General features: G+C 39.2%; 21 protein-coding genes, 4 tRNA genes and 1 pseudogene. 12 read left to right on the top strand and 14 right to left on the bottom strand.

Annotated elements, in window-relative coordinates:
• Window positions 1–128: 128 nt before the first annotated feature.
• From P20429_RS18645 to murB, 7 genes are all read right to left on the bottom strand, one after another.
• Window positions 129–204 (bottom strand) — tRNA-Thr (locus P20429_RS18645).
• A gap of 11 nt (window positions 205–215) precedes the next feature.
• A tRNA-Gly gene (locus tag P20429_RS18650) sits at window positions 216–290 on the bottom strand.
• Window positions 291–334: 44 nt separating this feature from the next.
• Window positions 335–419: transfer RNA gene (locus P20429_RS18655), tRNA-Tyr, on the bottom strand.
• Window positions 420–459: 40 nt separating this feature from the next.
• Window positions 460–535, bottom strand: a tRNA-Thr gene (locus P20429_RS18660).
• A gap of 125 nt (window positions 536–660) precedes the next feature.
• A complete protein-coding gene (locus P20429_RS18665; RefSeq protein WP_007579896.1) occupies window positions 661–1,371 on the bottom strand; it encodes a type III pantothenate kinase in 711 nt (236 codons plus the stop codon).
• Window positions 1,368–2,360, bottom strand: a complete 993-nt coding sequence (gene birA, locus P20429_RS18670; protein ID WP_007579893.1) for a bifunctional biotin--[acetyl-CoA-carboxylase] ligase/biotin operon repressor BirA — start codon at window positions 2,358–2,360, stop codon at window positions 1,368–1,370. Before birA ends, P20429_RS18665 begins: the two co-directional genes overlap by 4 nt.
• The gene (gene murB / locus P20429_RS18675) at window positions 2,357–3,367 is read right to left on the bottom strand and encodes a UDP-N-acetylmuramate dehydrogenase (RefSeq protein ID WP_007579891.1); all 1,011 of its coding nucleotides are present in this window, start codon (window positions 3,365–3,367) and stop codon (window positions 2,357–2,359) included. The genes birA and murB overlap by 4 nt, the downstream gene beginning before the upstream one ends.
• A 143-nt stretch (window positions 3,368–3,510) precedes the next feature.
• Here murB and P20429_RS18680 point away from each other — a divergent pair, with 143 nt between their 5' ends.
• Entirely contained in the window at window positions 3,511–5,352 is a 1,842-nt protein-coding gene (locus tag P20429_RS18680) for a M1 family metallopeptidase (RefSeq protein ID WP_007579889.1), read from the top strand.
• A 58-nt stretch (window positions 5,353–5,410) separates the two neighbouring features.
• Here P20429_RS18680 and P20429_RS18685 read toward each other — a convergent pair whose 3' ends face one another.
• Entirely contained in the window at window positions 5,411–6,010 is a 600-nt protein-coding gene (locus tag P20429_RS18685) for a DUF2057 domain-containing protein (RefSeq protein ID WP_007579888.1), read from the bottom strand.
• Between the two features lie 92 nt (window positions 6,011–6,102).
• On the opposite strand from P20429_RS18685, the gene P20429_RS18690 reads away from it, so the two are divergent.
• From P20429_RS18690 to P20429_RS18700, 3 genes and pseudogenes are all read left to right on the top strand, one after another.
• Window positions 6,103–6,471 (top strand): histidine triad nucleotide-binding protein, encoded by a 369-nt coding sequence (locus P20429_RS18690; RefSeq protein ID WP_007579887.1) that lies wholly within the window; start codon window positions 6,103–6,105, stop codon window positions 6,469–6,471.
• A 220-nt stretch (window positions 6,472–6,691) separates the two neighbouring features.
• Window positions 6,692–7,348: a response regulator transcription factor gene (locus P20429_RS18695; protein ID WP_004334929.1), complete on the top strand. Its 657-nt coding sequence runs from the start codon at window positions 6,692–6,694 to the stop codon at window positions 7,346–7,348.
• A 167-nt stretch (window positions 7,349–7,515) separates the two neighbouring features.
• A pseudogene (locus P20429_RS18700) lies at window positions 7,516–9,673 on the top strand (response regulator).
• Between the two features lie 29 nt (window positions 9,674–9,702).
• Here the strand turns inward: P20429_RS18700 and P20429_RS18705 are convergent.
• From P20429_RS18705 to P20429_RS18715, 3 genes are all read right to left on the bottom strand, one after another.
• Window positions 9,703–11,118: a mannose-1-phosphate guanylyltransferase/mannose-6-phosphate isomerase gene (locus P20429_RS18705; protein WP_007579884.1), complete on the bottom strand. Its 1,416-nt coding sequence runs from the start codon at window positions 11,116–11,118 to the stop codon at window positions 9,703–9,705.
• Window positions 11,119–11,193: 75 nt separating this feature from the next.
• A complete protein-coding gene (locus tag P20429_RS18710; protein WP_007579882.1) occupies window positions 11,194–11,967 on the bottom strand; it encodes an amidohydrolase in 774 nt (257 codons plus the stop codon).
• A complete protein-coding gene (locus P20429_RS18715) occupies window positions 11,955–13,097 on the bottom strand; it encodes a methionine aminotransferase (RefSeq protein WP_007579880.1) in 1,143 nt (380 codons plus the stop codon). Before P20429_RS18715 ends, P20429_RS18710 begins: the two co-directional genes overlap by 13 nt.
• Before the next feature lie 108 nt (window positions 13,098–13,205).
• Between P20429_RS18715 and P20429_RS18720 the strand changes: the two genes are divergently transcribed.
• The 4 genes from P20429_RS18720 (at window position 13,206) to P20429_RS18735 (ending at window position 16,251) form a co-directional block, all read left to right on the top strand.
• The gene (locus tag P20429_RS18720) at window positions 13,206–13,835 is read left to right on the top strand and encodes a methylthioribulose 1-phosphate dehydratase (protein ID WP_007579878.1); all 630 of its coding nucleotides are present in this window, start codon (window positions 13,206–13,208) and stop codon (window positions 13,833–13,835) included.
• Window positions 13,832–14,518 carry an acireductone synthase gene (gene mtnC / locus P20429_RS18725; RefSeq protein WP_007579876.1) on the top strand — a complete coding sequence of 229 codons (687 nt, stop codon included), beginning with the start codon at window positions 13,832–13,834 and terminating at the stop codon, window positions 14,516–14,518. The genes P20429_RS18720 and mtnC overlap by 4 nt, the downstream gene beginning before the upstream one ends.
• Window positions 14,515–15,057, top strand: a complete 543-nt coding sequence (locus tag P20429_RS18730) for an acireductone dioxygenase (RefSeq protein ID WP_007579874.1) — start codon at window positions 14,515–14,517, stop codon at window positions 15,055–15,057. The genes mtnC and P20429_RS18730 overlap by 4 nt, the downstream gene beginning before the upstream one ends.
• Window positions 15,058–15,186: 129 nt before the next feature.
• The gene (locus P20429_RS18735; protein WP_007579871.1) at window positions 15,187–16,251 is read left to right on the top strand and encodes a RelA/SpoT domain-containing protein; all 1,065 of its coding nucleotides are present in this window, start codon (window positions 15,187–15,189) and stop codon (window positions 16,249–16,251) included.
• On the opposite strand, the gene mtnA is transcribed toward P20429_RS18735, so the two are convergent.
• Window positions 16,240–17,268, bottom strand: a complete 1,029-nt coding sequence (gene mtnA / locus P20429_RS18740; RefSeq protein ID WP_007579869.1) for an S-methyl-5-thioribose-1-phosphate isomerase — start codon at window positions 17,266–17,268, stop codon at window positions 16,240–16,242. The genes P20429_RS18735 and mtnA overlap by 12 nt on opposite strands.
• Window positions 17,269–17,397: 129 nt before the next feature.
• Here mtnA and mtnK point away from each other — a divergent pair, with 129 nt between their 5' ends.
• Complete coding sequence (gene mtnK / locus P20429_RS18745; RefSeq protein ID WP_007579867.1) at window positions 17,398–18,615, top strand: S-methyl-5-thioribose kinase; 1,218 nt, start codon at window positions 17,398–17,400, stop codon at window positions 18,613–18,615.
• Between the two features lie 49 nt (window positions 18,616–18,664).
• Here mtnK and P20429_RS18750 read toward each other — a convergent pair whose 3' ends face one another.
• Both P20429_RS18750 and P20429_RS18755 read right to left on the bottom strand, forming a co-directional pair.
• On the bottom strand, window positions 18,665–20,131 hold the full coding sequence (locus tag P20429_RS18750) for an FMN-binding glutamate synthase family protein (protein ID WP_007579865.1): 1,467 nt from the start codon (window positions 20,129–20,131) through the stop codon (window positions 18,665–18,667).
• Between the two features lie 112 nt (window positions 20,132–20,243).
• Complete coding sequence (locus P20429_RS18755; RefSeq protein WP_007579864.1) at window positions 20,244–22,022, bottom strand: DUF885 family protein; 1,779 nt, start codon at window positions 22,020–22,022, stop codon at window positions 20,244–20,246.
• 358 nt (window positions 22,023–22,380) lie between these two features.
• Here P20429_RS18755 and P20429_RS18760 point away from each other — a divergent pair, with 358 nt between their 5' ends.
• From P20429_RS18760 to P20429_RS18770, 3 genes are all read left to right on the top strand, one after another.
• Window positions 22,381–23,367 (top strand): GGDEF domain-containing protein, encoded by a 987-nt coding sequence (locus P20429_RS18760; protein ID WP_007579862.1) that lies wholly within the window; start codon window positions 22,381–22,383, stop codon window positions 23,365–23,367.
• An 83-nt stretch (window positions 23,368–23,450) separates the two neighbouring features.
• Complete coding sequence (ubiE, locus tag P20429_RS18765) at window positions 23,451–24,206, top strand: bifunctional demethylmenaquinone methyltransferase/2-methoxy-6-polyprenyl-1,4-benzoquinol methylase UbiE (RefSeq protein ID WP_007579859.1); 756 nt, start codon at window positions 23,451–23,453, stop codon at window positions 24,204–24,206.
• 11 nt (window positions 24,207–24,217) lie between these two features.
• On the top strand, window positions 24,218–24,901 hold the full coding sequence (locus P20429_RS18770; protein WP_007579857.1) for an SCP2 domain-containing protein: 684 nt from the start codon (window positions 24,218–24,220) through the stop codon (window positions 24,899–24,901).
• The last annotated feature ends 2 nt before the right edge of the window (window positions 24,902–24,903 follow it).

Below are 24,903 nucleotides of genomic sequence, written 5' to 3'. Positions count from 1 at the left end.
GACGGAACCTATCAGTTTTGTGTATCTAAATTACATATGAAAATAATCCACCAGAGGTAGATTAAGTTAATTTTTTCAAATAGTATTTTCTGACAGATAAAGGAAGTAATCAAGGAGATTCTTAGGACTGGTGCTGATAGGCAGAGTCGAACTGCCGACCTCACCCTTACCAAGGGTGCGCTCTACCAACTGAGCTATATCAGCAACACAAGAACTGGAGCGGGCAGCGGGAATCGAACCCGCATCATCAGCTTGGAAGGCTGAGGTAATAGCCATTATACGATGCCCGCATAAAAATCTGTTCTTAAACTACCTCTAACCGTCAAGAATAAAGTGGTGGAGGGAGCTGGATTCGAACCAGCGAAGGCTGAGCCGTCAGATTTACAGTCTGATCCCTTTGGCCGCTCGGGAACCCCTCCACGATAATTCTCTACTAATTCACTTCCGGTAAAAGGAAAGTGGTGCCGACTAACCGAGTCGAACGGTTGACCTACTGATTACAAGTCAGTTGCTCTACCAGCTGAGCTAAGTCGGCACTGCTTTAGTACGGGGCGAGATATTAGAGTAAGGTTTATTGGGATGCAACAATAAAATTAAAAAAGTGTAAATTTTTAGTTTAAATGCTCAATATTCACGCGAAAACACGTTTTTTGCACTTTTTTATACTGTTTCGGTTAATTCGTACCAATAATTTAATCCCTTCATTACGAGCAATGAATCAAAAATACTTCCTGCAAATTGCTGCTGCAATAGTGAGCCATAGCCACCAGCAAAAATAATTTGTGTTGCTTGTTCTGTTTTTTGAGCCGTTAAATTCAGCTTAGCTTGCTCAATTGCCCCGATGGTTGCCACTAAGGCACCATTTTTTAAACCATTTGGCGTGTTTTTACCCAATTCATTAGTAAACGGTGTTTTACCGTCATCAAAAACACGTTGGGTGTTTTGTGTAAGCGATGAGGTCATTAAATCAAGCCCGGGTAAAATCCAGCCACCTAAATGTAGGCCTTCACTATTGAGCACATCAATTGTTGTCGCAGTACCCGCATCAACAACAATACATGCTGTGTTTGGATATAACGTAAAGCCTGCAATAAGCGCCAACCACCTATCTATGCCTAAGTTACCCACATGCTCGTAAGCGCATACAAGATCTCCAAGCGTTTTGGTTACCTTGGCCTCAAAGCAAGTAATATTATTACTAGCCGCTTGCACGAGAATATCGTTTAGTAAATCACTACGCCCTACGCACGCATAAATGACTTCGGTTATTTGCAACCAAGGTAGGTTATTTATATCTGCTGGTTGTGCTTGCTCGTTATGCCACAGCACAGCTTTTAGTGATGTATTTCCTACGTCGATCAGTAATCTCATACTTGCGCCTTTCTGAGGGAGACTTCCCCACCGTAATAACTTTTTACTTCACCATCTTGGCGAATTCGTATTCCACCTTGTGGGTCAATACCTTCGCATATTCCACGCCAGCTTCGGTGCCCTGTATTTAGCTCAACATAATCGCCAGCAAACGCATTAAGCGAATTCCATTGCTCATACATATCTTGTAAGCCAGTTTGACGATACTGCACTAAACGCTGCTCTAAATGATAAGTAAGTGACGCCACCAGCTGGTTTTTATCAAGCTTTTGAGTATGTTGATTTAAGTCGGTCCACGCTTGGTCTATATGTTGACTAAAACTCTCAGGCATTTGTAAATTAATACCTATACCAATCACTAACTGACAAGGTCCTTGCGGTTGCCCATCTAATTCAACCAATACACCTGCAAGTTTTTGTTTATTTATATAAATATCGTTAGGCCATTTAAGCTCTACGTCAATTTGGTATAACGCTTTAATTGCATCATAAACAGCAAGGCCTACCGCAATTGATACACCCATTGCAGCTTGAAGCCCGTCATCTAAACGCCAAAAGTAACTGTAATACAGATTAGCGCCAAATGGGGATTGCCAAACACGGCCGCGTCGGCCGCGCCCTGCTTGCTGCATTTCAGCAACAATAACTGTACCAGACTCAAGCGCTGTTTTAGCCTGTATACGGCGCATAAGCTCGCTGTTGGTCGAATCAATAATAGGGTGTACTTCTACATCGGCAGTATTAGCACCTAGCGCTTTGTAGTGCTGATCAATTTGTGTTTTATTTAAAAGGCCCACCTGACTATTCAAACAGTAGCCTTTGCCAGTCACTTTAAAAATATCCAAGCCCATTTCTTGTAACGTTTTGATATGTTTACTCACCGCAGCTCGGCTAATTCCTAGCTTTTCACCCAAGGCTTGGCCAGATACAAAGCCCCCTTGGTTAAGTGCATTTAAAATAGCGAGTTTGTTTCCATCAGGTGCTTTCATTGCTCAGGCTCCGCGTTAATATGGCATTCGCTGCGCGCATCTATTAAACGTACTTCGTGCTCTAACATAATGTTGTAACGCGTATAAACAACTTGCTGAATGTGTTTAATCATTTTTATTAAGTCGCTGCCTTCACTATTTCCGTGATTAACAAGTACTAATGCTTGTTGTTGATGCACTTCTATACCTGCCTCGCGGTGCCCTTTTAAACCACTTTGATCGATTAGCCAACCTGCCGCGACCTTGTGATGACTTTGCCCATATTCGTAATGAGGTAAATCTGCAAATTGCTTTAATAGTTCAGCTAACTGCTGGTTGGTTATTATTGGGTTTTTAAAAAAGCTACCCGCATTGGCAAGTGTATATGGGTTAGGTAATTTACTATTGCGAGTTTGTATAACTTGATCGAATACTGCTTGCGGGGTAATGCTTGAGAGCTGTTGCAGGGGGCCATAACTTAATACTGGTTGCCATTTTTTTGGGAGCGCTAAATGCACTTGCGTGATCACCGCTTTATTTTTGAGAGCATTTTTAAATATTGAGTCTCTGTAAGCAAATTCACATTGTGTATTATTTAGTGAGTGCATAGTTTTAGTGGTTATATCAAAGTACTCTACCAACTCAATAAATTTAGCTATCTCAACGCCATAAGCACCAATATTTTGTACCGGTGATGCGCCAACAGTGCCCGGTATAAGTGCTAGATTTTCAAGCCCGGGTATATTTTTCTCTAATAAATAACTGACTAGTTGATGCCAGTTTTCGCCTGCAGCAATACTAATTAGTGTGTCGCTCTCACGCTCGGTAATTTTAATACCTTTTAAGGCTATTTTTATAACCGTACCCATGTAGTCATTTAAAAATACGGTATTACTGCCCTCGCCTAGCAAACAAAACGGTGCACTAAAACTTTGCGTTTTAAGTTGCTCAAGCTGAGTAATTTCAACAAAATTTTGGCATTGGCTGTTTAATGCGAATGTATGTAAGGAGTGTAATGAATGCGCCACAAAGCTCTCTAAAAATACCGGTAACTAATCGCAATAGTTTACCTCATCGTCGCAAATGTGGCACTAGATTGTAAAAATCACTCAACCCACCGTGTCAATCGTGATATAAAACCAGCACTTTTTTATTTGTGTTCAGAGTAATGATGAAAATTAAACCTCTTTTTTTAAGCCTCGCTATGGCGGGTATGTGTTCGCAAGCAATGGCTAATGCGATTGACCAAAACTCGTATGCTAACCTTGACGATGTTGTTACTACTCACTTAAACCTTGATTTAGATGTCGACTTTGCCGACAAGCAGTTAGAAGGTTTTGTGGAGCATACTCTTCAGTGGAACAACAGCAAAAGTAGAACTCTGGTACTTGATACCCGCGACTTAGACATTGATAAAGTAATGTACAAAGATCAAAGTGGTAACTGGAAAAAGGCGACTTTTGATTTAGCTAAGCGAGATGACGTTAAAGGTTCAAAGCTTACTATTGTGTTTAAAAACCAAGCTGAATTAGTTCGTATTTACTACAACAGTCGTCCAGAAGCATCTGGCCTGCAATGGTTAACACCAGAGCAAACGGCAAGTAAAACGCATCCATTTATGTACAGCCAATCGCAAGCAATTCATGCACGTAGTTGGATCCCAGTGCAAGATACACCCGCAATGCGTGTAACTTACTCTGCACGAATTCATACACCAAAAGATATACGTGCTGTAATGAGTGCCGACAACAAAGATGCGCTTTATAAAGATGGTGACTACATTTTTGATATGCCACAAGCAATTTCACCTTACCTAATTGCTATTGGCGCAGGTAACTTAGAATTTAAAGCAATGTCGCACCAAACGGGCATATTTGCTGAGCCTACAATTTTAGATGCCTCAGTTGCTGAATTTGACGACACCCAAGCCATGATCGACAAAACAAACGCCATGTACGGCGAATATGCATGGGGTCGCTACGACTTATTAATGCTACCGCCAAGTTTTCCGTTTGGTGGCATGGAAAACCCACGCTTATCATTTATAACCCCAACGGTTGTTGCCGGTGATAAAAGCTTAGTTAACCTTATTGCCCATGAGCTTGCTCATTCTTGGTCAGGTAACTTAGTAACTAATGCAACGTGGGAAGATTTATGGTTAAACGAAGGTTTTACCTCGTACGTTGAAAACCGCATTATGGAAGAAGTATTTGGTCGTGACCGTGCGGTTATGGAACAAGCACTTGATTCAGCGTCTTTACGCGCACAAATTAAAACAATTGATGCACCAGATACACGCCTTAATTTAAAACTTAATGGCCGCGACCCAGACGATGCGTTTAGCTCAGTGCCTTACACTAAAGGTCAGTTATTTTTAATCTATCTAGAAAATAAATATGGCCGCGATAAGTTTGACCCGTTCGTAAAAGCGTACTTTAAAGAGTTTTCGTTTAAATCACTTACTACCGCGCAATTTGTTACTTACTTAAAAGCTAACTTAATTGAGAAGTACCCTGATGTTGTAAGTATGGATAAAGTAAACGAATGGATTTTTGAGCCTGGCTTACCAAGTGATGCGCCAAACCCTACGTCTGATGCATTTGATAAAGTAGATACTGCAACAGCAGCATGGTTGAAAGGCGACACAACAGCAACTCAACTACCAACGGCTGATTGGTCCGTGCATGAGTGGCTACACTTTTTAAATAACTTACCACGCGATTTAAGCATAGAGAAAATGAGCGAGCTTGATAGTGAATTTAACCTAACGCAATCAACTAACGCTGAACGTGCGTTTGCTTGGTTTATGCTAGCAGTAGGTAATGGTTATCAACCAATTTATCCTGCGCTTAATAAGCACTTATCAGGTATTGGCCGTCGTAAGTTAATTGTGCCGTTATATAAATCACTTATCACTAACGGTAAAAAAGACTGGGCACAAAGCGTGTACTTAAAAGCACGCCCTGGGTATCACCCTCTTGCGCAAGGTACTATTGACGCATTATTTGAATAAATAGCGTTAACTAGAAACTAAAAAGGGCCAAATTTGGCCCTTTTGTTTTTCTGTTATTTTACTTTGTTACTTTTTCTAAAAAAGCTTTACGCTCTGCAGTTGTGGCTTGTTGCCACCAAAAATCAAGCATTTGCGGCGCACTTGGCATGCCTTTACCTGTAATTGGTGCTATCGGCTTTATTGGCTGACTAGGACGTGAAGGTCCTGCAGGCATTGTATTTTGCATTACCGGTTTATTGCTTGCTAGTTGCGTGTTAGAAATAACACTTAAAGGCTTAGCAACAGCGCTACTTTTTGCTTTTAAACTCACTTGTGGTGCTTCTGCAAATACTTTTGCAGATACTGAATTTTCAGCACGATTAAACACTAAGGTATAATCTTTACCTGCTTCAACAGTTACACTTACCCAAAATGGTTCCGACTCCACAACTTCGTGCGTGTCATAATCATCTTCATATAAATCGGTGTACTTTAGCCTAAGCTGATAAGTTCCGGGGGCAAGCTCTACATCATCAATACGACTAAACAAAGAGCTTTCTAGCATTTTATCGCCCACTTGCAGTGGTACAAATTCTTCTGGAAAGTGAATATTCTCAGCATTAGCCGAAAAACTAAGTAGTAATGCAACTGCACTACTTATTAAAATTGGTTTAAGCATATTAACTCCTTTATTTGATTTCAGTTTGACACTGCTTTGAAAGTTTGTCATTAGTGAGCTTAAAATTCACAACACTTAATTAGGAACACACTATGAGCCAAGAAACTATTTTTACCAAAATCATTAATCGTGAAATTCCAGCAGATATTATTTACGAAGATGAAAACACTCTCGCATTTAAAGATATAAACCCACAAGCGCCATTTCATGTGTTAATTATCCCAAAAAAAGCAATTGCTACTATAAATGATATAAATCCTGAAAACTCACATTTAGTAGGCAACTTATACGTAGTTGCAGCTAAATTAGCTAAGCAACATAATTTTGCTGAGGACGGATACCGCGTAGTTATGAACTGTAACGAACATGGTGGGCAAACTGTTTATCACATACATTTACACATGCTTGGCGGTAAAGAAATGGGCTGGCCACCTTATCAAAATGTAAAAAAAGTAAAATAATTAAAAGTTTTTATTAAATTGTTCCACTCAATTAATTAGTTACAAATGTTATGGTTTTTCATAGTTATAAAGAATAAATAGTTACTTATTTGCAACATTTTGTGTTTAAATAATCGTAATATCGTATTTGTTATTGAGTACATCAGCGATTTTCTAATACAAAAGGTGTGGAAGTCGTGGTAAACTTAGTCAGTCAGCTTTATAAAAGAGTATAAAAAACATGAGCAGTTCAGCCTTTTTGTTATTAGATCAAGAGCCAATTAACACTATTGGTATTAACGTTTTAGAACCTTTGTTAAAAACGCAAGGCCTTGACGTAACCACAGGTACTAATATTTTAGACATACCTGAAGGGACTCGACTTTTGTTTATTGAAACATCAAGCAAGGATGCATGGGGAAAACTAAAAGAACAACTAGTAAACCTACGTATTAAATGCGATATCATATTATTTAATTTAGACGAAAACCCTGAGCTTGCTAATCGTGCATTGTTAAGCGGTATTCGTGGCGTATTTTACACAACAGATAACGCCGATGTATTAATGAAAGGTATTCGCTTACTACTTGAAGATCAACTTTGGTACCGTCGCGATATTATGTGTAATGCATTAAATCGTATGCTGCAATTTAATAAAGATGCGCTGCATAAACTAACCGAAGGTGATATTGAGCCTGTTAAACTTACTAAGCGAGAAAAAGCAATAATCTCACTAATGAGTAAAGGTTCGAAAAATAAAGAGATCGCAGAAGATTTAAGTATTAGTCCACATACTGTTAAAACACATTTATACAGCGCATTTAGAAAAACCAAATGTCGTAACCGTATTGAACTTCTATCGTGGGCACAACAAAATATCCCTGATGAAATTCGTTAATCAAATATTTAGTTTAAATTTAAAAGCAGACACTTAGGTGTCTGTTTTTGTATGTGCTATATACTTATCTAATAACAATTAGCTTAATTAAGTAATCTGTTTTGAGGATTGGTATAAGTGTATACTTTTGATAACTTTAGTTTAATAGCTACTTTGCTGGAATATTAATGCTCGACTCCTTCACTCTTTATTTTGCCAGCATCGCCATTATGGTCGTAATGACCTTACTTAACTTTTTGACATGGCGAACAAACAAACAAATATCGGGCACGCTGCTATACATTTTTTATCCCATATTGCTATTAGGCTCTGTTATTGGCTTTACTCTTGTTGGTGATACACATAATTTAGTAATTATTAGCGCTGCCAGTAGCATGATGTTTGCCGCATCAATAGTGCACTGCCTTTCACTTAGTCAATTTTTAAATTATCGCGGTATTGGTTTTAAATTACTCTGCTCAGTGACCGCTTTTTGCACTGTAATGCTTGGCTATTACACCTTTTTTTGACCCATCTTTACACGAAAGAGTGATTGCATCCGATATACAACACATAGCAGAAGCCGGTTTTTTACTGTTTATATTTATTAAGTGTGCACGCAAACCCTATCCTAATGGCAGTATTGTATACATAACCATTTTAACGCTTGTTGCTTTAAGCTTTATTGGCCGCTCGTTATTTATGGATAACATTGAACAAAAAAATCTTTTAGTAAACGGCTGGTTTAGCTCTTTGCTATTTTTAAATGGCGTAATTGCACCCATGTTTTATGCTGCAGGTATGGCGTTATTATGTAATGAGCGCAGAGAGCAGCACCTCAATAAATTAGCCGATAAAGCACAAAAAGATTTAGAAATACGCGGGCTCTTTTTATCAACTATAAGCCACGAAATTCGCACCCCGCTAAACGGTATTTTAGGCAGCGCCCAACTTGTTATGAACCAAACAAGTGATACCCGCAATAAAGCCTATTGCGAAGCGATTATAAATTCTGCCGAATCACTTAACTTATTGGTAGATAAGGTCCTTGATTATGCGAGCCTAGATCAAAGTGACGAAGCGCTTTACGAAGAAGATGTAGAGTTTAAAACATGGCTTAATAATTTATGTTTATTACTAAGCCCTCTCGCCGAGCAAAAGCAACTCAAGTTTGAACTAATATGTAATATTCCTGAGCAAGCCTGTTATTACTGCGACCAGCAAAAACTTAGGCAAATAATTATTAATTTAGTGGGTAATGCCATTAAGTTTACAGACCACGGAACCGTTAAAATTCAGGTTGATTTAGTATTAGAAAAACAACTTGAGCACACTATAAAAATTAGTGTCAAAGATTCAGGGCCAGGTATAGAAAATGATGAGATAGCCTACTTAACAGAACCTTATGTACAAAGTAGTGCAGGAAAAGAGAAAGGCGGAACCGGCCTTGGTTTAGCTATTACCAGTCGCCTGCTTGAAAAGCTCAGTAGCCGACTCGAAATAGCCAGCCAGCTTGGTACTGGTAGTGTATTTAGCTTTACCGTTACTTTTACTTTAGGTGAATTAAGCCTTGTAGAGCAGCGCCATCAAACTAAAGATTACTTAACAGGTCTTGATGTACTACTGGTTGAAGATTTAGATTTAAATCAAAAAATTGCTATAGAATTTATGGCCGACGATGAACACAAAATTAAGCTCGCAAAAGATGGGAAAAGCGCCATAGAGCTCATGCAAGCTCACCACTTCGATGTTGTTTTGCTTGATATGAACCTACCTGATTTAACAGGCCAAGAAGTACTTAAACGTCTAAAACGCATTGATCATAAAAATCAACGAACTCCAGTACTCGCATTTACTGCAAGCCTTAGCCCCGACGAAGTAAAGGAGTATTTAGAATTAGGAATAAAAGACATTGTAGGTAAGCCTATTAAGCACGAAAAGCTTCGCCAAGCACTTAGCGACTCTCAATCTAATCAAACTGCGAGCATTGCAGTAGAGCTTATTGATACCTTGTATGACAAAACAGCGGCCGAAACACTCACCAGCTCGTTTAGTGAAGATGAAGTATCGTCGATTTATAATGAGTTTGTGCTTTCGGCGCGTAACAAGCTAATTCGCTGTCAAAAGCTTATTGATCAACAACCAGAGCAATGCATTAAGCTTTTACATCGCCAAGCAAGTACCGCTCTGCAACTTGGTTTTAATCGCTATGGTATTGAGCTTAAAAAAATAGAGCGTCGTTTACTCGATAAAAAGCCACACAACGATATGCTTGATGAAGCGTTAGATCTGTGGCAACGCAGCTTAGAGCAATATTTAAAGTTTGTGCGTGGGCAGTTAGAGTAATAGTGAATTAGCTTTAAAATAGCTAATTATTAGCCTCTTCCATATTTATCATCAAATCGCTCTATATCGCTTTCATCAAGTACAGCACCGGTTTGCACTTCAATGACAATTAACGGCTCTTTTTGATTATTAGCCAAGCTATGAATTTGTTTTGCGGCGATATAACACGATTGGTCGTGCGTTAGCGAATACGCTTGCTCATCAATACACACATCTGCAATACCCGAAACCACAACCCAATGTTCAGCACGATGCTGATGGCGCTGCGTCGAAAGCTTAGCACCGCTGTTAACAGTAATTTTCTTAACTTTAAAGCCAATGCCTTCAACCAAAGTACGGTAACTTCCCCATGGGCGAAAAACCACTTGATGATGATTAAGTTTATCAGCCTGTGTTGTAGCAATTTTCTTAAGCAACAAAGGCAGAGAATCTAGCTCATTTTGGTTTGCAATTAACGTGGCATCATGAGTATGAATAATTGCTAAATTGCTTACTCCAAGCGTGGCAATAGTGTGTTCAGCTTCGTTAATAACTAAGTTATTAGTGCTTTTTTGAGCCATATAATTAGCATTTAAACTATTACCGTTTTCATCTTTTTTTGTAAGCGCATCAAGGGATGAAAAACTACCTACATCACTCCATTTTAAATCAACAGGCATAACAACTACGTTATTACTGCGCTCTAAAATGGCGTAATCAATTGAATCGCTTGGGCAGTGTTCAAGCGCACTGTTGCTTGGGCGGGTAAACACTAAATCTTTAGTAAATTGCGCCGCTGCAGCAACACTCGTTGCTATTTTTGGCGCAAACCGCTCGAGCTCTTTTAAATAGACTGCGGGGGTAAATAAAAACATGCCGCTATTCCAGCTATAACCACCTTGAGCTAAATAACGGTTCGCTGTATCTAAGTCAGGCTTTTCTTTAAATTGAGCAACATCGTAACAACCCGTACCGGCAATAGCCGCGCCTTGTTTTATATAACCATAACCAGTATGCGGCTCTGTAGGAGTAATAGAAAATGTAACTAGCTTTCCTTGCTCAGCAAGTTTTACAGCTTCAGGGAGCTTAGCTGTTAATACATCAAAGTTTTTAATATGATGATCGGCAGGCATCACTAATAGCGGACCGGTAATCCCATTTTGCAGTGCATAGTGGGCGGCTAATGCGATGGCTGGCGCGGTATTTTTACCTTTGGGTTCGAGCAATAATGCACTAGGAGTTGAGCTGGCAGCTTGCTCGGCGGCAATAAATCGGTGCTGCTCATTACACACTAAAATAGCATTATCAAACAACTGATTAGAAACACGCGCCAATGCACTTTGCAGCAATGACGTGTTTTCATTTAGTAGTGGTAAAAATTGTTTAGGCATTGCTTGGCGAGAAAGCGGCCACAAGCGAGAGCCTATGCCACCAGCTAAAATTACAGGAGTGATTAAAGTGTTCATAATGTATATTAGCCGCCAACAAAAATATCAGCGACTATTTTAACACTTTATTGGCTCTTCGCTAAATTAACGTGTTTATACTAATGTAAAAGGGTCTGCGTCTAAATAGGCAGGAAACGCCGCTTTAAACTCACCCAATGGTGCTTTTTCAAGTGTTATTGTAACTAGCTGCTCGGTGTTATCTTGCGCTTTAGTTAATGCATCGCCTTTAAAGTCGTATACTGCGGTACCGCCATTGTGCGCCACACCATTGCCGTCTTCCCCCACGCGATTAACGCCTACTACGTAACACAGGTTTTCCATTGCACGTGCCATAAGTAATGTATCCCAAATATGGCGGCGCACAGCAGGCCAATTTGCTACGTTTATCATTACATCGTAGTCGTTATTATTACGTTGAAATACCGGAAAGCGCAGGTCGTAACATACCTGCGGTAATAGTTTAAAGCCGTTGATTTCAAAAATTTTGCGCGCTTGCCCTGCTACAACGTAGTCGCCCTCGCTGCCTAAGCGAAATAAATGGCGTTTATCGTAATAACTCACCTCTCCATCGGGCTTTACCCAATAAAACCGATTCGCTTTTTTATCGCCTTGTGCAACAAGTACCGAACCTGCAATAACCGCATTATGTTTATGAGCCTGCGCCTTTAACCACGTCAGTACTTTACCGTTTTCAGGCTCTGCACAATCTAAATTAATAGCAAAGCCAGTCGAGAATGTTTCGGGCAGTAAAATAAGATCGGGCTGATGCGTAATTGCTTCTAGCTGTTTATTAAACATGGCTAAATTAGCATCTTTATCAAGCCAATAAAGCGAGCTTTGCAATGCTGTAATGGTTAAAGTTGACATAATATTTGCGCAGCCTCTATGAGAGTGTTGTCGTTTTTAGCAAAGCATAAACGAATTACTTTGTCGGTTGGTGGATTTTGATAAAAAACACTTAACGGAATAGCCGCAACACCTGCTTGCTCAACTAACCAATGGCAAAATTCAACATCGTTTAAATCCGATACATCACTGTAATCTAATAATAAAAAGTAAGTGCCTTGGCTAGGTAAAATTTTAAAACGACTATTACTTAAATGGCTCGCTAATAAGTCGCGTTTTTGCTGATAAAACCCACTTAGCTCATCGATATGCTCGCCTTGCTGCTCGAGCATATCAGCAAGCGCATGCTGTGCGGGGGTAAAACTTGAAAACGTAACGTATTGATGAATTTTTCTAAATTCGACAGCTAAATCTGCAGGTGCAATACAGTAACCCATTTTCCAGCCCGTATTGTGAAACGTTTTACCAAAACTCGATATAACAAAGCTTTTGGCAAATAATTCATCATCGCGTAATACGCTTAAATGTGGTTGTTCATCAAACGTAATGTGCTCATATACCTCATCGCTTATTACATACAAATTGTGAGTACCAACTAACTCTTTAAGCTCTTTTATATCGTGTGGCTGTAGTATTTTACCGCTTGGGTTATGAGGCGTATTAATAATAATTGCACGGGTATTTTTAGTAATTGCTTGGCTTACTACTTGCCAATCAATAGTGTAATTTGGCGCACTTAAAGCAATGTGTACCGACGTTCCACCAGCGAGTTCAATTGCCGGTTGGTAAGAGTCATATGCAGGGTCAAATACAATCACTTCATCACTGGGGCGCACAATTGTTTGAATAGCCACAAACAATGCCTCTGTTGCACCTGAGGTAACAGTAACTTGATCAGCTGCGTTTATATCAGCTGCATATTTGCGCTTTGCTAAATCAGCAATTTGTTGCTGTAATCGTGGTACACCACTTGAAGGTGAATATTGATTAACGCCATGCTGCACATAATAATTTAACTGCGTTTTTAAAAGATCAGGAGCATCAAACTCAGGAAAGCCTTGAGAGAGATTAATTGCCGAAAACTCATTAGCCAACCCGCTCATTTGGCTAAATATACTAACGCCTAAATTTGGTAATTTACTTTCAAACACGTGATGCCCTTAATGATGGTTTTGCGCTTAAAGCGATGCTATCATTGCTTAAAACAGAAGTATAGCCGTCTAAAAACAATTAACTTTACGCTCATTAGTGAGGAATGTATGCAAAACAATACCGCTATTTCACAACTTATTGAAGCCGGAAAATGGGTTAGCCAAAAAGGCTGGGTACCCGCAACAGGTGGAAACTTTTCAGCTCGTACTAGCACTGGCTTTGTTGTTACAGCAAGTGGGCACGATAAAGGCTCACTGACGCAAGAGCATTTTTTGCAATTAGATCACCAAGGCGAGCGCCTAGCAGGAGCTGTAAAGCCATCGGCAGAAACACAATTACACCTAAGTTTGTATCAGCTTATACCTGATGCACAGTGTGTTTTGCATACTCACTCTGTAGCCGCCACCGTACTGTCGCAAATTACCCAAAGGCATCAGCTTGATTTAACAGGCTATGAAATGCAAAAAGCACTGAGCGGCTTTACTTCGCATTTAGAAACGCTGAGCATTCCTATTTTCGATAACGATCAAGATATTGACCGATTAAGCCTGCTGGTCAGTGACCATCACTTACATACGCCGATAGAGCACGGCGTACTGATACGTGGTCATGGTTTATATGCTGTAGGGCGCAATATTGATGAAGTTCGCCGCCACCTAGAAGCCTTAGAGTTTTTATTTAGTTGCGAACTAGAGCGCCTAAAAATAGTAGGTATTCAAGCGGGAGTAACTAAATGATTAAAGCTATTTTAACCGACATCGAAGGCACAATAACCCGCATCTCATTTGTTAAAGAGGTGTTGTTTCCTTACGCGGCAAAACAATTACCGACCTTTGTACGTGCCAATGCTAATAAGCCAGATGTAGCCGAGCAAATTAATGCCGTAAAAGCGCTTATCGAAAAGCCAAACGCCGATATAGAAGAAGTCATTAGCACTTTACTTACCTGGATTGATGAAGATAAAAAAATCACTCCACTTAAGCAGTTACAAGGCTTAATTTGGCAAACAGGGTATGAACACGGTGATTTTAAAGGTCATTTATACCCTGATGCATTTGATTTTTTACAAGCTCAATACAACAACGATATTACTTTATATGTGTACTCGTCAGGGTCGGTAAAAGCGCAGCAGCTACTTTTTAAATACAGTGATTATGGCGACATTCGCAGCTTGTTTACTGACTTTTTTGACACCAAAGTTGGCGCAAAACAAGAGCAAACAGCCTATAACACTATTGTTGAGCTGTTACCGTTTAAAGCAGCAGAAATACTCTTTTTAAGTGATGTAGCCGGCGAGCTTGATGCCGCGCAGGCTGCGGGCTTAAAAACACTACATTTAATTCGTGATGGGCAAGCAAGCACTAAAGCACACCCTTATATTAATGACTTTGGCCAATTTAAATTGGAGCAATTAGTATGAGTCAATTAACAGTATATGCCGACAACAATGCAAACAAAGCACTTGTAAGCACATCAAATGCTGATGATATTGCAAAGCAACTAGCTAAAGTAAACGTACATTTTGAACAGTGGCAAGCAAATGCAGATATTAATCAGCACACCACCCATGAGCAAATTATTAGTGCGTACAAAAGCGATATAGATCGGTTAAAAATCAAAAATGGCTATCAAACAGTAGACGTTATATCTCTAGCTAAAGGTAATCTTGGCGCATCAGAGCTGCGCAAAAAGTTTTTATTTGAACATACTCATAGTGAAGACGAAGTACGTTTTTTTGTAAAAGGCCAAGGGCTATTTTGCCTACATTTAGGCAATAAGGTTTATCAGGTACTTTGCCAACAAGGCGATTTAATTTCAGTGCCTGAACTTACCCCACATTGGTTTGATATGGGAAGCGACCCTGAGTTTACTGCCATTCGCTTATTTAACAATACAGAGGGCTGGGTAGCAAAAAGCACTGACTCGTCTATTGCAGAGCAATTTCCCTTGCTCGATTAATAAAGCTCAGTGCACGCATGCCTAAACTATATTTTCTATAAGCGTATTTATGCTATTTGCAGGATGACTTCAATCACTTAACTCTGTAATATTATTTTAGCAATGCAGCTGATAAAGAGTAACTTTCTAATGGTGAACGAACAATATCAAAAGTCTAAACAACAACTAGCCTACTCACGTAAGCAAGTTGAAAAGGCTGGTCGTATTTTTCGTAAAAATGAAGGTGATTTTGACTTTGCAATAGAGGTTGTACAGAACTATCGTGCAGCACATTTATATCCGCTGACTATTATTAAAAACCTCGTATGGAAACATGTAAAAAAGCTTCATTTGCTAGAGTCGGCGACTATAGTTAGACGCTTAAAGCGCTTGCCAACTATTATAGATAAGTTACAAAGAGCCTCGTTAGATGGTAAAAGTGAAAACGCAATAAATCTGAAGCGAATGCACGATATAGGTGGCTGCCGAGTAATCTTAGATAATCTAGAGCATCTATATCAACTCAACGCCAGTTTAGACTCGAGTAGAGCTGTTCATAGCGTTAAGTCATATGATTATATTGAAAACCCAAAAGCGACGGGCTACAGAGGTATTCATCGTGTTTATAAAAGTTATAACAATTTAGAATCTCACGATTATAAAGGCTTTCAAATTGAAGTTCAGTTGCGCACTAGGCTTCAGCACCTTTGGGCTACTACTGTTGAAATTGTAGATATTATTGAAAAAGAAACACTAAAAACTAATCCCCAAGCAGCCGACACAGATTGGAAGCGATTATTTTTTATCATGGGTGAGTTTCTTGCAGTCAAAGATGGTTCAAATCAATTAAGTTCACAGCAATCGCAGGCCTTTGTTGATGAGCTTTCGGCACTAAATAAAAAGCTAGCCGCATTTCATAAGCTTGATGCATTTAATCGCGCATTCCAAGTTGACGAAATTAAAAATAAATCGAAAGATACAGGCTTTGCTTTACTCGTTCACAACACAGAAACACAAATGGGTCGAGTCTTTTTATATGCAGAGAATAAAAAGCAAGAAGCTCTAACACATTACGCCGAACAAGAAAAACAAACTCACAATAACGTGCTTCTGGTAGCAGGGAGCGACTTGAAATCAATAGAAAAAGCCTACCCCAACTACCTAAATAGTACCTCTGAGTTTCTTTCAGAATTCAGTCGCATATTATTGAGTTAGCTCTTTAAGTTTACCCATTAATACTTGTTGCTGGTTATACACACCCGTATCTAACACCCACCCTGTGACCAGTTTTGCCGGCGTTATATCAAATGCAGGGTTATACACATTAGCATTAGTGGGCGCCCATAAAGCCTCGCCAAAGCTACCGCTAACCCCGCGCACTTCTTGAGGATTACGTTGCTCTATTTCTATATCATCACCACACGCGGTGTTGGTATCAAGCGTGGTAATAGGCGCGACCACATAAAATGGAATGTTATGAAAATGCGCTAGTACGGCTAAATTATAGGTGCCCACTTTATTAGCAAAATCACCATTGGCAGCAATACGATCAGCCCCTACCACTATTTTATCTACTTTACCTGCAGCCATTAAACTTGCCGCCATATTATCGCAAATTAATGTGTAAGGTATTTTCCAGCGCTCAAGCTCAAAGGCAGTTAAGCGACCGCCTTGTAATAATGGTCGTGTTTCATCAACCCACACATGTACGTTGCCATGTTTTTGCTGCGCTTTATAGATAACACCTAGTGCAGTACCAATACCAGCGGTTGCAAGCGCCCCTGTATTACAATGGGTTAATATGTTGTCGCCACTATTTATAAGTTCGGCGCCACGGCTTGCCATTCGCTCACACAGCTCAATATCTTCAATAAACAACCGCTCGGCTGTGGTAACAATACCGGCAACATAATCGCTTTGCGTTAAAGCTTTACGCAATGCAGCCATACAATGCATTAAATTAACCGCCGTTGGGCGAGTGGCTTCTAGCTCATTGATTGCTTTTTCAAGATCACCTTTAACTACCCCTTGCTCAGCTAAATACGCCACTAACAAGCTCGCGCTTAAACCAATAAGTGGAGCTCCACGTACTTTTAAACTAATGATCAGCTCTTTCATGGTTTCTACATCATGGCATTGATGCCATACCTGCTGGTGAGGTAGTAAATATTGGTCGAGCACACTAAGCGACCCGTTTTCGTATTTTACACTGCTTGCGATTAAATTTTGCATAATGCTTAAGGTATTAAAAATGCGTAACGTTATTTTACACCACTTTGAATAACTCTCAAGTTGGACTTGTAGACATCTAAACATTTAAAGGTATAGAATGCTTAAAAGCTGATTTTTGAGATTTAAACCATGACTAACTATGTTGCTTTTAATGCACAGCGCGCTATCGATTATGTATCGACATTAATTGAATCTAAACAATGTAATTTTTTTGCTCCCGGACAAGCCTTATCGGCATATGAGTTTGGTGATGGCAATCTTAATTTAGTATTTAGAATTACTGATGAGCAAAAAAATAGTGTTATTTTAAAGCAAGCTCTGCCTTACGCGCGTTGCGTGGGTGAGTCGTGGCCATTAACGCTTGATAGAGCTCGTATAGAAGCACAAGTTTTGCTCAATCATGGCGCTATTTGCCCAACTTATACTGCTAGGGTTTTACATTATAGTGAAATGCAAGCACTGACTATTTTAGAAGATTTAGGTAATTTACAAATACTGCGAACTGCACAAAATAATGCTGAGCAATTTCCTAAATTAGCGCAACACGTAGCGACCTACTTAAGCCATACTGGTTTTTATAATTCAGATTTTTATTTAACCGCACAAACTAAAAAAGCGCTCGTTAGCCAATTTACTAACCCTGAGCTTTGCCAAATCACTGAAGACTTATTTTTTAGCGATCCGTACATTGAGCACGAACGCAATAACTACCCAAAGCAACTACAAAGCGAAGTTGATGCAATACACAAAAACAGCGCATTAAAATTAGAAATAGCAAAACTAAAAGCTAATTTTTTATCTAACCCGCAAACATTACTTCATGGTGATATGCATAGCGGCAGTATTTTTGTTGATTGTAATAATACAAAGATGATTGACCCTGAGTTTGGCTTTTTTGGTCCTATTGGGTTCGATATTGGCTCTTTTATTGGCAATCTACTTTTAAATTACTGCGCACAATACGGGCATATTGAAGATTTTTTGGCTCGTCGTAATTACCAAACCCACTTATTAAGCACCCTTGTTGAATGCTATACCTTATTTGAACAGCATTGGCTTACGCTTATAAATGAGCACACTACTGATAATTCGCTAAAAGTTACAGGCTACGGTGAATACTTTATAAAAGGGGTATTACAAGACGCCATTGGTTACTGTGGTGCTGAGTTAATTAGGCGCACCATAGGGCTCGCACATGTAACCGATATAGATAGTATTGGTGATGATAAGGCGCGTCTTATAGTGCAAAAACAAACATTAGCACTAGGCGAGCAACTTATTTTGAATGCCCACACGTGCAACAACAAAGAAGCATTTTTTAGTTTATTAATAAGCCAATTAAATTAAAAAACATTAAAAAAGGCGCTATTAGCGCCTTTTTTAATTAGTTAAAAACTTACTTATAGTTTTCGTAAATTTTATCGAGCGGTTCTGATAAACCACTTTCTTGCACTATACGTACATGTTCACGTTTTAATTCGCGTGCACTAGTCACACCACAAGAATGGGCTATTAGCCCAGCTCCGTAATGAATGTATTTATTATAGTTAGCTACTCGTTGCGCTTTATCAGCTACATTTAAGCCGCGTTGCAAACGCTCGTTATGCGTAGTGATCCCGGTCGGACAGGTATCTTTATTACATTGCATTGCCTGAATACAGCCCAGTGCAAACATATGCCCTCGAGCCGATACAACAAAATCAGCGCCCAACGCTAACGCCCAAGCCACCTTTGAAGGAACAATTAATTTACCTGAGGCGATTATTTTAATACGATCTCGCAGCCCATGTTTTTCAAGCATATTAACTACAAGCGGTAAACTTTCGCGCAGTGGTAAACCCACTGAATCCATAAGCGGTTGTGGTGCTGCGCCCGTACCACCATCAGCACTATCTATGGTAATAAAGTCAGGCGCGGACTCTATACCACGGTGGTTTATTTCTGCGAACAACGTTTCTAACCATCCGTAAGCACCAATAACGGCTTTAAACCCTGTAGGTTTACCTGTCGCGTTACGTACAGTGGCTATCATATCGAGAATATCGGCTGGGTTTTTAATTTCAGGATGACCATTGGGGCTAATAGAATCTTGTCCTTCTGGTATGCCCCTAATTTTAGCTATTTCGGCGTTAACTTTGCGCCCTGGTAACATACCGCCTTTACCTGGTTTTGCACCTTGGCTCATTTTAAGTTCAAACATTTTTACTTGTTCGTGAGCCGCTATTTCTTTTAGCTTTTCGGTACTTAAATTTCCATGCTCGTCTCGTGCACCATATTTAGCTGTACCAATCTGAAACACTAAATCGGCACCACCTTCTAAATGATAAGGACTTAATCCCCCTTCACCGGTGTTCATCCAACAACCCGCTAGTTTTGCCCCTTTTGATAAGGCTCGTACAGCTGGCTTTGAAAGCGCACCAAAACTCATACCAGATACATTGAATAACGAGTTGGTCGTGTAAGGTGTTTTACAGTATGGACCCAAAGTAACATTACTCGGGTCGAGCGCTTCTTCGTCTAAAGTAGGAAATGCACAGTTCATAAACATAACCGTACCTGTTACTTCTAAGCTTTGCGTGGAGCCAAATGCAGCCGTACGGTCAACATCTTTTGCTGCACGATAAACCCAACTACGCTCAGCGCGGTTAAACGGCATTTCTTCTCTATCTTGAGCAAAAAAGTACTGTCTAAAAAACTCACCTTGGCGTTCAAAAAAATATCGAAAGCGACCAATAACAGGGTAATTACGTCTAATTGCATGCTTGGTTTGTGTTACATCTCGAATATAAAAAACGACAACGATTAAAACCAATAACCCTAAAACAACAATAAACATACTTGCAAATACATCAATACTAAACATTATAAAATTACTCACCCAAGGCCCCTTGATGACTGTTTTTAAAATAAAAAAGTGCTATACCACCAAAATGACATAACACTTTTATTTGTTCAAGGCTTTAACTGCCTTATATCTAATTCTGTTGTTTAGCTAACTCTGCTTTTATATATAAACGCACTTGCGTTTCAAGTACCGATAAAGGCACTGAACCATGGCGTAATATTTGATGATGAAATTCACGAATATCAAAGCTTTTTCCTAGCGCTTGCTCTGCTTCAATGCGTAAACGCTTAATAGTAAGCTCACCTATTTTGTACGAAAGCGCCTGTGCAGGCCATGTAATATAACGATCGGTTTCGGTTTTAACGTTATGCAACGAAAGCGCTGTATTTTCGCTCATAAAGTTCATGGCACGCTCGCGACTCCAGCCATACATATGCATACCTGTATCAACAACTAAACGCGCTGCTCGCCACATTTCATACGTTAAACGACCAAAACGGCTATATGGGTCTTGATAAAAGCCGGCTTCTAAACCTAAATATTCAGAGTAAAGCCCCCAACCTTCGCCAAATGCCGAGAGGTAAGCATCACGACGATAACTAGGCAGATTTTCAAGCTCTGCATTAAGTGATATTTGTAAATGATGGCCAGGCACGGCTTCGTGCAGCGTTAATGCTTCTAAAACATACAAAGGGCGCTTATCTAAAGCGTAAGTATTTACCCAATAATACCCTGCTTCATCATCTCGATTAGAGCCTGAATATCGACCGGTTGTGTATTTAGGTGCAATACTAGCCGGTACAGGTGCTACACCATAAGGTTTGCGTGGTAAGGTATGAAATAACTTAGGCAGTTGTGCATCCATTTTTTTAGCAATATAAGATGCTTCTTTTAAAAGTTGCTCTGGTGTTGTGGCGTAAAATTGTGGATCAGTGCGTAAAAAGTGGATAAATTCGGCAAACGTGCCTTTAAAACCTACCTCTGCTATTACATTTTCCATTTCACTACGAATTCGCGCAACTTCTTTTAAGCCAAGTTCGTGAATCTCTTTAGGTGTCATGTCGGTAGTGGTGTAGTACTTAGCTCTATTTTTATAAAACGCTTCGCCATTAGGTGTATCTGATATACCAATACTTGTACGTGCACCAGGTCGATATTGCTGCGTAAAAAACACTAAGTAATCTTTATAAGATTTTATAACCTCTTTTTTTATAATGATTTTGGCTTTTTGTTGTAGCGCTTTAAATTCACTGTCGCTCAAACCCGCTGTATTAGTTAAAAATGGTTTATAAAATTCAGACGTAGTTACATCGTCAACAATGTAGGCATTAATTGAATCTTCATAACCTTCCAACACAGCTTTAGGTTGAGTAAGCCCTGTCTCAAGCCCTTTTTTCATCCAATACATGTTTTGCTCAAAAAAGCGTGGAACTTGCGACAATCGTGCAAGATACACTTGATAGTCTTCCGGGTTTTTATATTGAGAACTATTTATTATGTACGACAAACCAGAATGAAACCCATATTCAGAGGTGAGCGGCATATAGTGCGCATTAAATACATATTCATCGACACTGTTTTGTACTTGAGCTCGAATAATATCGAAGTTAATTTGATTTTCGTCGCTTAGCTTTTCAATATTAATAGTGTCTAATTCAGCAAGTAATCGCGTTTTATTTTTATATTCTTGCGCTAAAAATTCAGAGGATAAATTTGGTAATAAATAACCTTCAACACCACCTACACTATCGTAAGGGTTAATGCTTTCTCTATAATCAACAATACTTTGCGCTACTTGAGTAAATTGTTGATCTGAATTTTGCATGGTCATTTGGCATGCACTTAATGAGCACAAAACCGTGATACCAAATAAAGATTGGCGAAGTGGCTTAATTAAAAAATGATTCATTATAATGTAACTTAGCAGTGTTATTAATTTCATAAAGCTATCGTAGGGTAAATAAATAGCAAGTAAATGAGACCAACCTCATAGTAATAATCCCTACTTATACCAAGTGTATTAATACGTTACATACATTAAATGAAGTAAAAACCAGCCTAATTGATGAGAAAAACAGCGATTAAGCTGCTAAAGCAAAATTTAAGTTCCCTAACTATCGTTTTTGCTTTTAAATAGCTCGGATAATGATTACTGTATAAAAAAATAATAAAAAGCTCGGACGCATAACCGCCTCATGGAATGAGATATTTTAAAATTTGCACTTATGCGTACTTAGTTGGTATTTAAAATGATGTTCCATGATTCCATGGCTATTGCACAAGAAAAAATGACCAAAGTGTGTGTTTTTTTAGAGCGCTATACGCTCCCACCTACGCCGCTGAATTATCAAGTTATTTATGCTTATACCAGTCAAACTAATCTCAAGCTAAATAAAGCTTTAGACCGTGCTATCGCTGTTGAAGACAATATAGATAGCGTTTTAATTGAACAACTACATTCTGAGTTTTTAAATACTGGCCACAAAGCGCAAGTCAACATGATTCAAAATGTTGATGGTGTTATAAACTCACTTTCTCAAAATTCTCAAGCTACTGAAAAGCAAATAATTCGCTTTGCGGGTCAAGTGAGCGAATGCGTACATTCCCTAGATGAGAACAACATAGAACAAAGCCGTCAAGCGCTTGAAGTTCTTCATAATCAAACCGCCGAATTACTCAACCAACATAAGCAATTTAAGCAAGAACTAAGCAAAGCCAAACAACTACACGAAAAAACACAAAAGCAGCTAACTCAACTTCGTAAACAGCATATTATTGATAGCCAAACAGGGCTTTATAAGCGCCATTATTTAACGCAACAAACCCAAGTGTGGACTAATCAACAAAAATCTATTTGCGCAATAGCGATTCAAATAGACAACCTTGATCACTTTACTAAAAATTATGGTGATATTATTGGTGAAGTCATTTTGAGTAAAGTCGCTAAGCAAGTGCAAAAATATGTTTTTCAAAGTGGCTTACCTGGTCGCACAGCAAAAGATCAATTTACTGTTCTCCTCGCCGACATAGACCCAGATACAGCTAATGTTATTGCCGAAAAAGTACGAAATGGGGTCGAAAAGCTACGCTTTGTTAGTTCAAAAACAGGTATCAAGCTACCAAGTATTGGCTTATCACTAGGAATTGCTCAGCATCAACAAGAAGATGATTTTAATCAGTTAGCAAAAAAAGCATCTCATGCGGCTTTTAAAGCACGTTCATTAGGTCAAAGTAGTTACACTGCAGGGCAATAAATTACCTGATAAATCATATTCAAATTGCACCTACTGTGTACAATAAAGTACACTAACCTCTATTGTCACGATAGAGATTAATCATGAACGAAACCGAACAAAAGACCACGCATTTTGGTTATAAAACAGTAGCCGAGAACGATAAAGCTTCTATGGTTGCTGATGTATTTCACTCAGTAGCTGCAAAATACGATGTAATGAATGATTTAATGTCTTTTGGTGTGCATCGTTTATGGAAACGTCAAACTATTGCAAGCTCAGGTGTTCGTAAAGGCCATCATGTACTCGATTTAGCCGGCGGCACTGGCGACTTAACGGCAAAGTTTAGCCAATTAGTGGGCGAAACGGGTCAAGTTGTTTTGGGTGATATAAACTCATCTATGCTTAAAGTTGGTCGTGAAAAACTGCATAATCTTGGATTAGTGGGCAATATCGACTACGTACAAATGAATGCAGAAATGCTACCGTTCCCAGATAATAGCTTTGATGTGATCACTATTGCCTTTGGCTTACGTAACGTTACCGATAAAGACAAAGCATTACGCTCTATGTACCGCATTTTAAAGCCAGGTGGTCGTTTACTTGTTTTAGAGTTTTCAAAACCAGAGCATGAGGTACTTAGTAAAGCTTACGATTTTTACTCATTTAATTTATTGCCTACAATGGGTAAGCTAGTTGCTAACGACAGTGAATCGTATAAGTATTTAGCTGAATCTATTCGAATGCATCCAGATCAAGACACGCTAAAAGCGATGATGGAAGATGCAGGCTTTGAGCAAACAACATACCAAAACCTCACAGGCGGAATTGTTGCGCTGCACCGTGGTTTTAAATATTAAGGCTAGCAGTTATGGCGCTTGAGAAAATAACAAAAAATAATAATGATGCAATGCCATCTGAATTTTTTATGTTACCTAATTTTGTACTTTCGCTTATTGAGCGTGTACTAAATCAAGCACTTAGCCTTGACCCACAATTATCTCAAAAGCTAAGCGCCGTTAAACATCAGCGCTTAGTGGTTGAAGTAAGAGATTGGCAACAAAGCATCCAACTTGTTTATAGCGCTGAGCAATTACACTTATACAGTGCTCAAAATAATGAAAACGCAGATTGTATGATCAGCGCAGACATAGACACGCTTTTAGCGCTTAAAAACCCAGCTATGCTTACCCAGTTAATTCGCCAAGATAAGCTCGACTTACAAGGCGATTTAAATATTGCGCAAACTTATAGCAATGCGTTTTCAGGCATTGATATTGATTGGCCAGAACAGCTCTCTAGATACATTGGCGATACCCCCGCTCAGCAGTTATATCTGCACTTAAAAAAACTAAAACAAAAAAGCAGCAAAACCAACACTAAAATAAGTACAATGCTTACAAGTTTATGCCAAGATGAGCTCGCAATTACTATTCACCCATTAGAACTTGAGCAATTTAAACAAAAAAATAGAGAACTCAAAGGCCAAGTCGCTGCTGTTGAGCAGCGTATAAATACCTTGTTAAACTCTTTTTCACCTTCAAACACCCTCTAAGG

The organism is Pseudoalteromonas sp. BSi20429, from assembly GCF_000238895.1.
Taxonomy (GTDB): domain Bacteria; phylum Pseudomonadota; class Gammaproteobacteria; order Enterobacterales; family Alteromonadaceae; genus Pseudoalteromonas; species Pseudoalteromonas arctica.
This window is presented reverse-complemented; position numbering and strand designations above follow the sequence as displayed.

What these genes read in the sequence shown, in the direction of transcription:
- mtnK (WP_007579867.1), top strand. Translation starts at nt 17,398, where the DNA reads ATGACTAACTATGTTGCTTTTAATGCACAGCGCGCTATCGATTATGTA.
- P20429_RS18695 (WP_004334929.1), top strand. Translation starts at nt 6,692, where the DNA reads ATGAGCAGTTCAGCCTTTTTGTTATTAGATCAAGAGCCAATTAACACT.
- P20429_RS18690 (WP_007579887.1), top strand. Translation starts at nt 6,103, where the DNA reads ATGAGCCAAGAAACTATTTTTACCAAAATCATTAATCGTGAAATTCCA.
- P20429_RS18680 (WP_007579889.1), top strand. Translation starts at nt 3,511, where the DNA reads ATGAAAATTAAACCTCTTTTTTTAAGCCTCGCTATGGCGGGTATGTGT.
- P20429_RS18720 (WP_007579878.1), top strand. Translation starts at nt 13,206, where the DNA reads ATGCAAAACAATACCGCTATTTCACAACTTATTGAAGCCGGAAAATGG.
- P20429_RS18705 (WP_007579884.1), bottom strand. Translation starts at nt 11,118, where the DNA reads ATGAACACTTTAATCACTCCTGTAATTTTAGCTGGTGGCATAGGCTCT.
- P20429_RS18755 (WP_007579864.1), bottom strand. Translation starts at nt 22,022, where the DNA reads ATGAATCATTTTTTAATTAAGCCACTTCGCCAATCTTTATTTGGTATC.
- P20429_RS18710 (WP_007579882.1), bottom strand. Translation starts at nt 11,967, where the DNA reads ATGTCAACTTTAACCATTACAGCATTGCAAAGCTCGCTTTATTGGCTT.
- P20429_RS18665 (WP_007579896.1), bottom strand. Translation starts at nt 1,371, where the DNA reads ATGAGATTACTGATCGACGTAGGAAATACATCACTAAAAGCTGTGCTG.
- P20429_RS18730 (WP_007579874.1), top strand. Translation starts at nt 14,515, where the DNA reads ATGAGTCAATTAACAGTATATGCCGACAACAATGCAAACAAAGCACTT.
- mtnC (WP_007579876.1), top strand. Translation starts at nt 13,832, where the DNA reads ATGATTAAAGCTATTTTAACCGACATCGAAGGCACAATAACCCGCATC.
- P20429_RS18750 (WP_007579865.1), bottom strand. Translation starts at nt 20,131, where the DNA reads ATGTTTAGTATTGATGTATTTGCAAGTATGTTTATTGTTGTTTTAGGG.
- P20429_RS18685 (WP_007579888.1), bottom strand. Translation starts at nt 6,010, where the DNA reads ATGCTTAAACCAATTTTAATAAGTAGTGCAGTTGCATTACTACTTAGT.
- birA (WP_007579893.1), bottom strand. Translation starts at nt 2,360, where the DNA reads ATGAAAGCACCTGATGGAAACAAACTCGCTATTTTAAATGCACTTAAC.
- P20429_RS18735 (WP_007579871.1), top strand. Translation starts at nt 15,187, where the DNA reads ATGGTGAACGAACAATATCAAAAGTCTAAACAACAACTAGCCTACTCA.
- mtnA (WP_007579869.1), bottom strand. Translation starts at nt 17,268, where the DNA reads ATGCAAAATTTAATCGCAAGCAGTGTAAAATACGAAAACGGGTCGCTT.
- P20429_RS18760 (WP_007579862.1), top strand. Translation starts at nt 22,381, where the DNA reads ATGGCTATTGCACAAGAAAAAATGACCAAAGTGTGTGTTTTTTTAGAG.
- ubiE (WP_007579859.1), top strand. Translation starts at nt 23,451, where the DNA reads ATGAACGAAACCGAACAAAAGACCACGCATTTTGGTTATAAAACAGTA.
- P20429_RS18770 (WP_007579857.1), top strand. Translation starts at nt 24,218, where the DNA reads ATGGCGCTTGAGAAAATAACAAAAAATAATAATGATGCAATGCCATCT.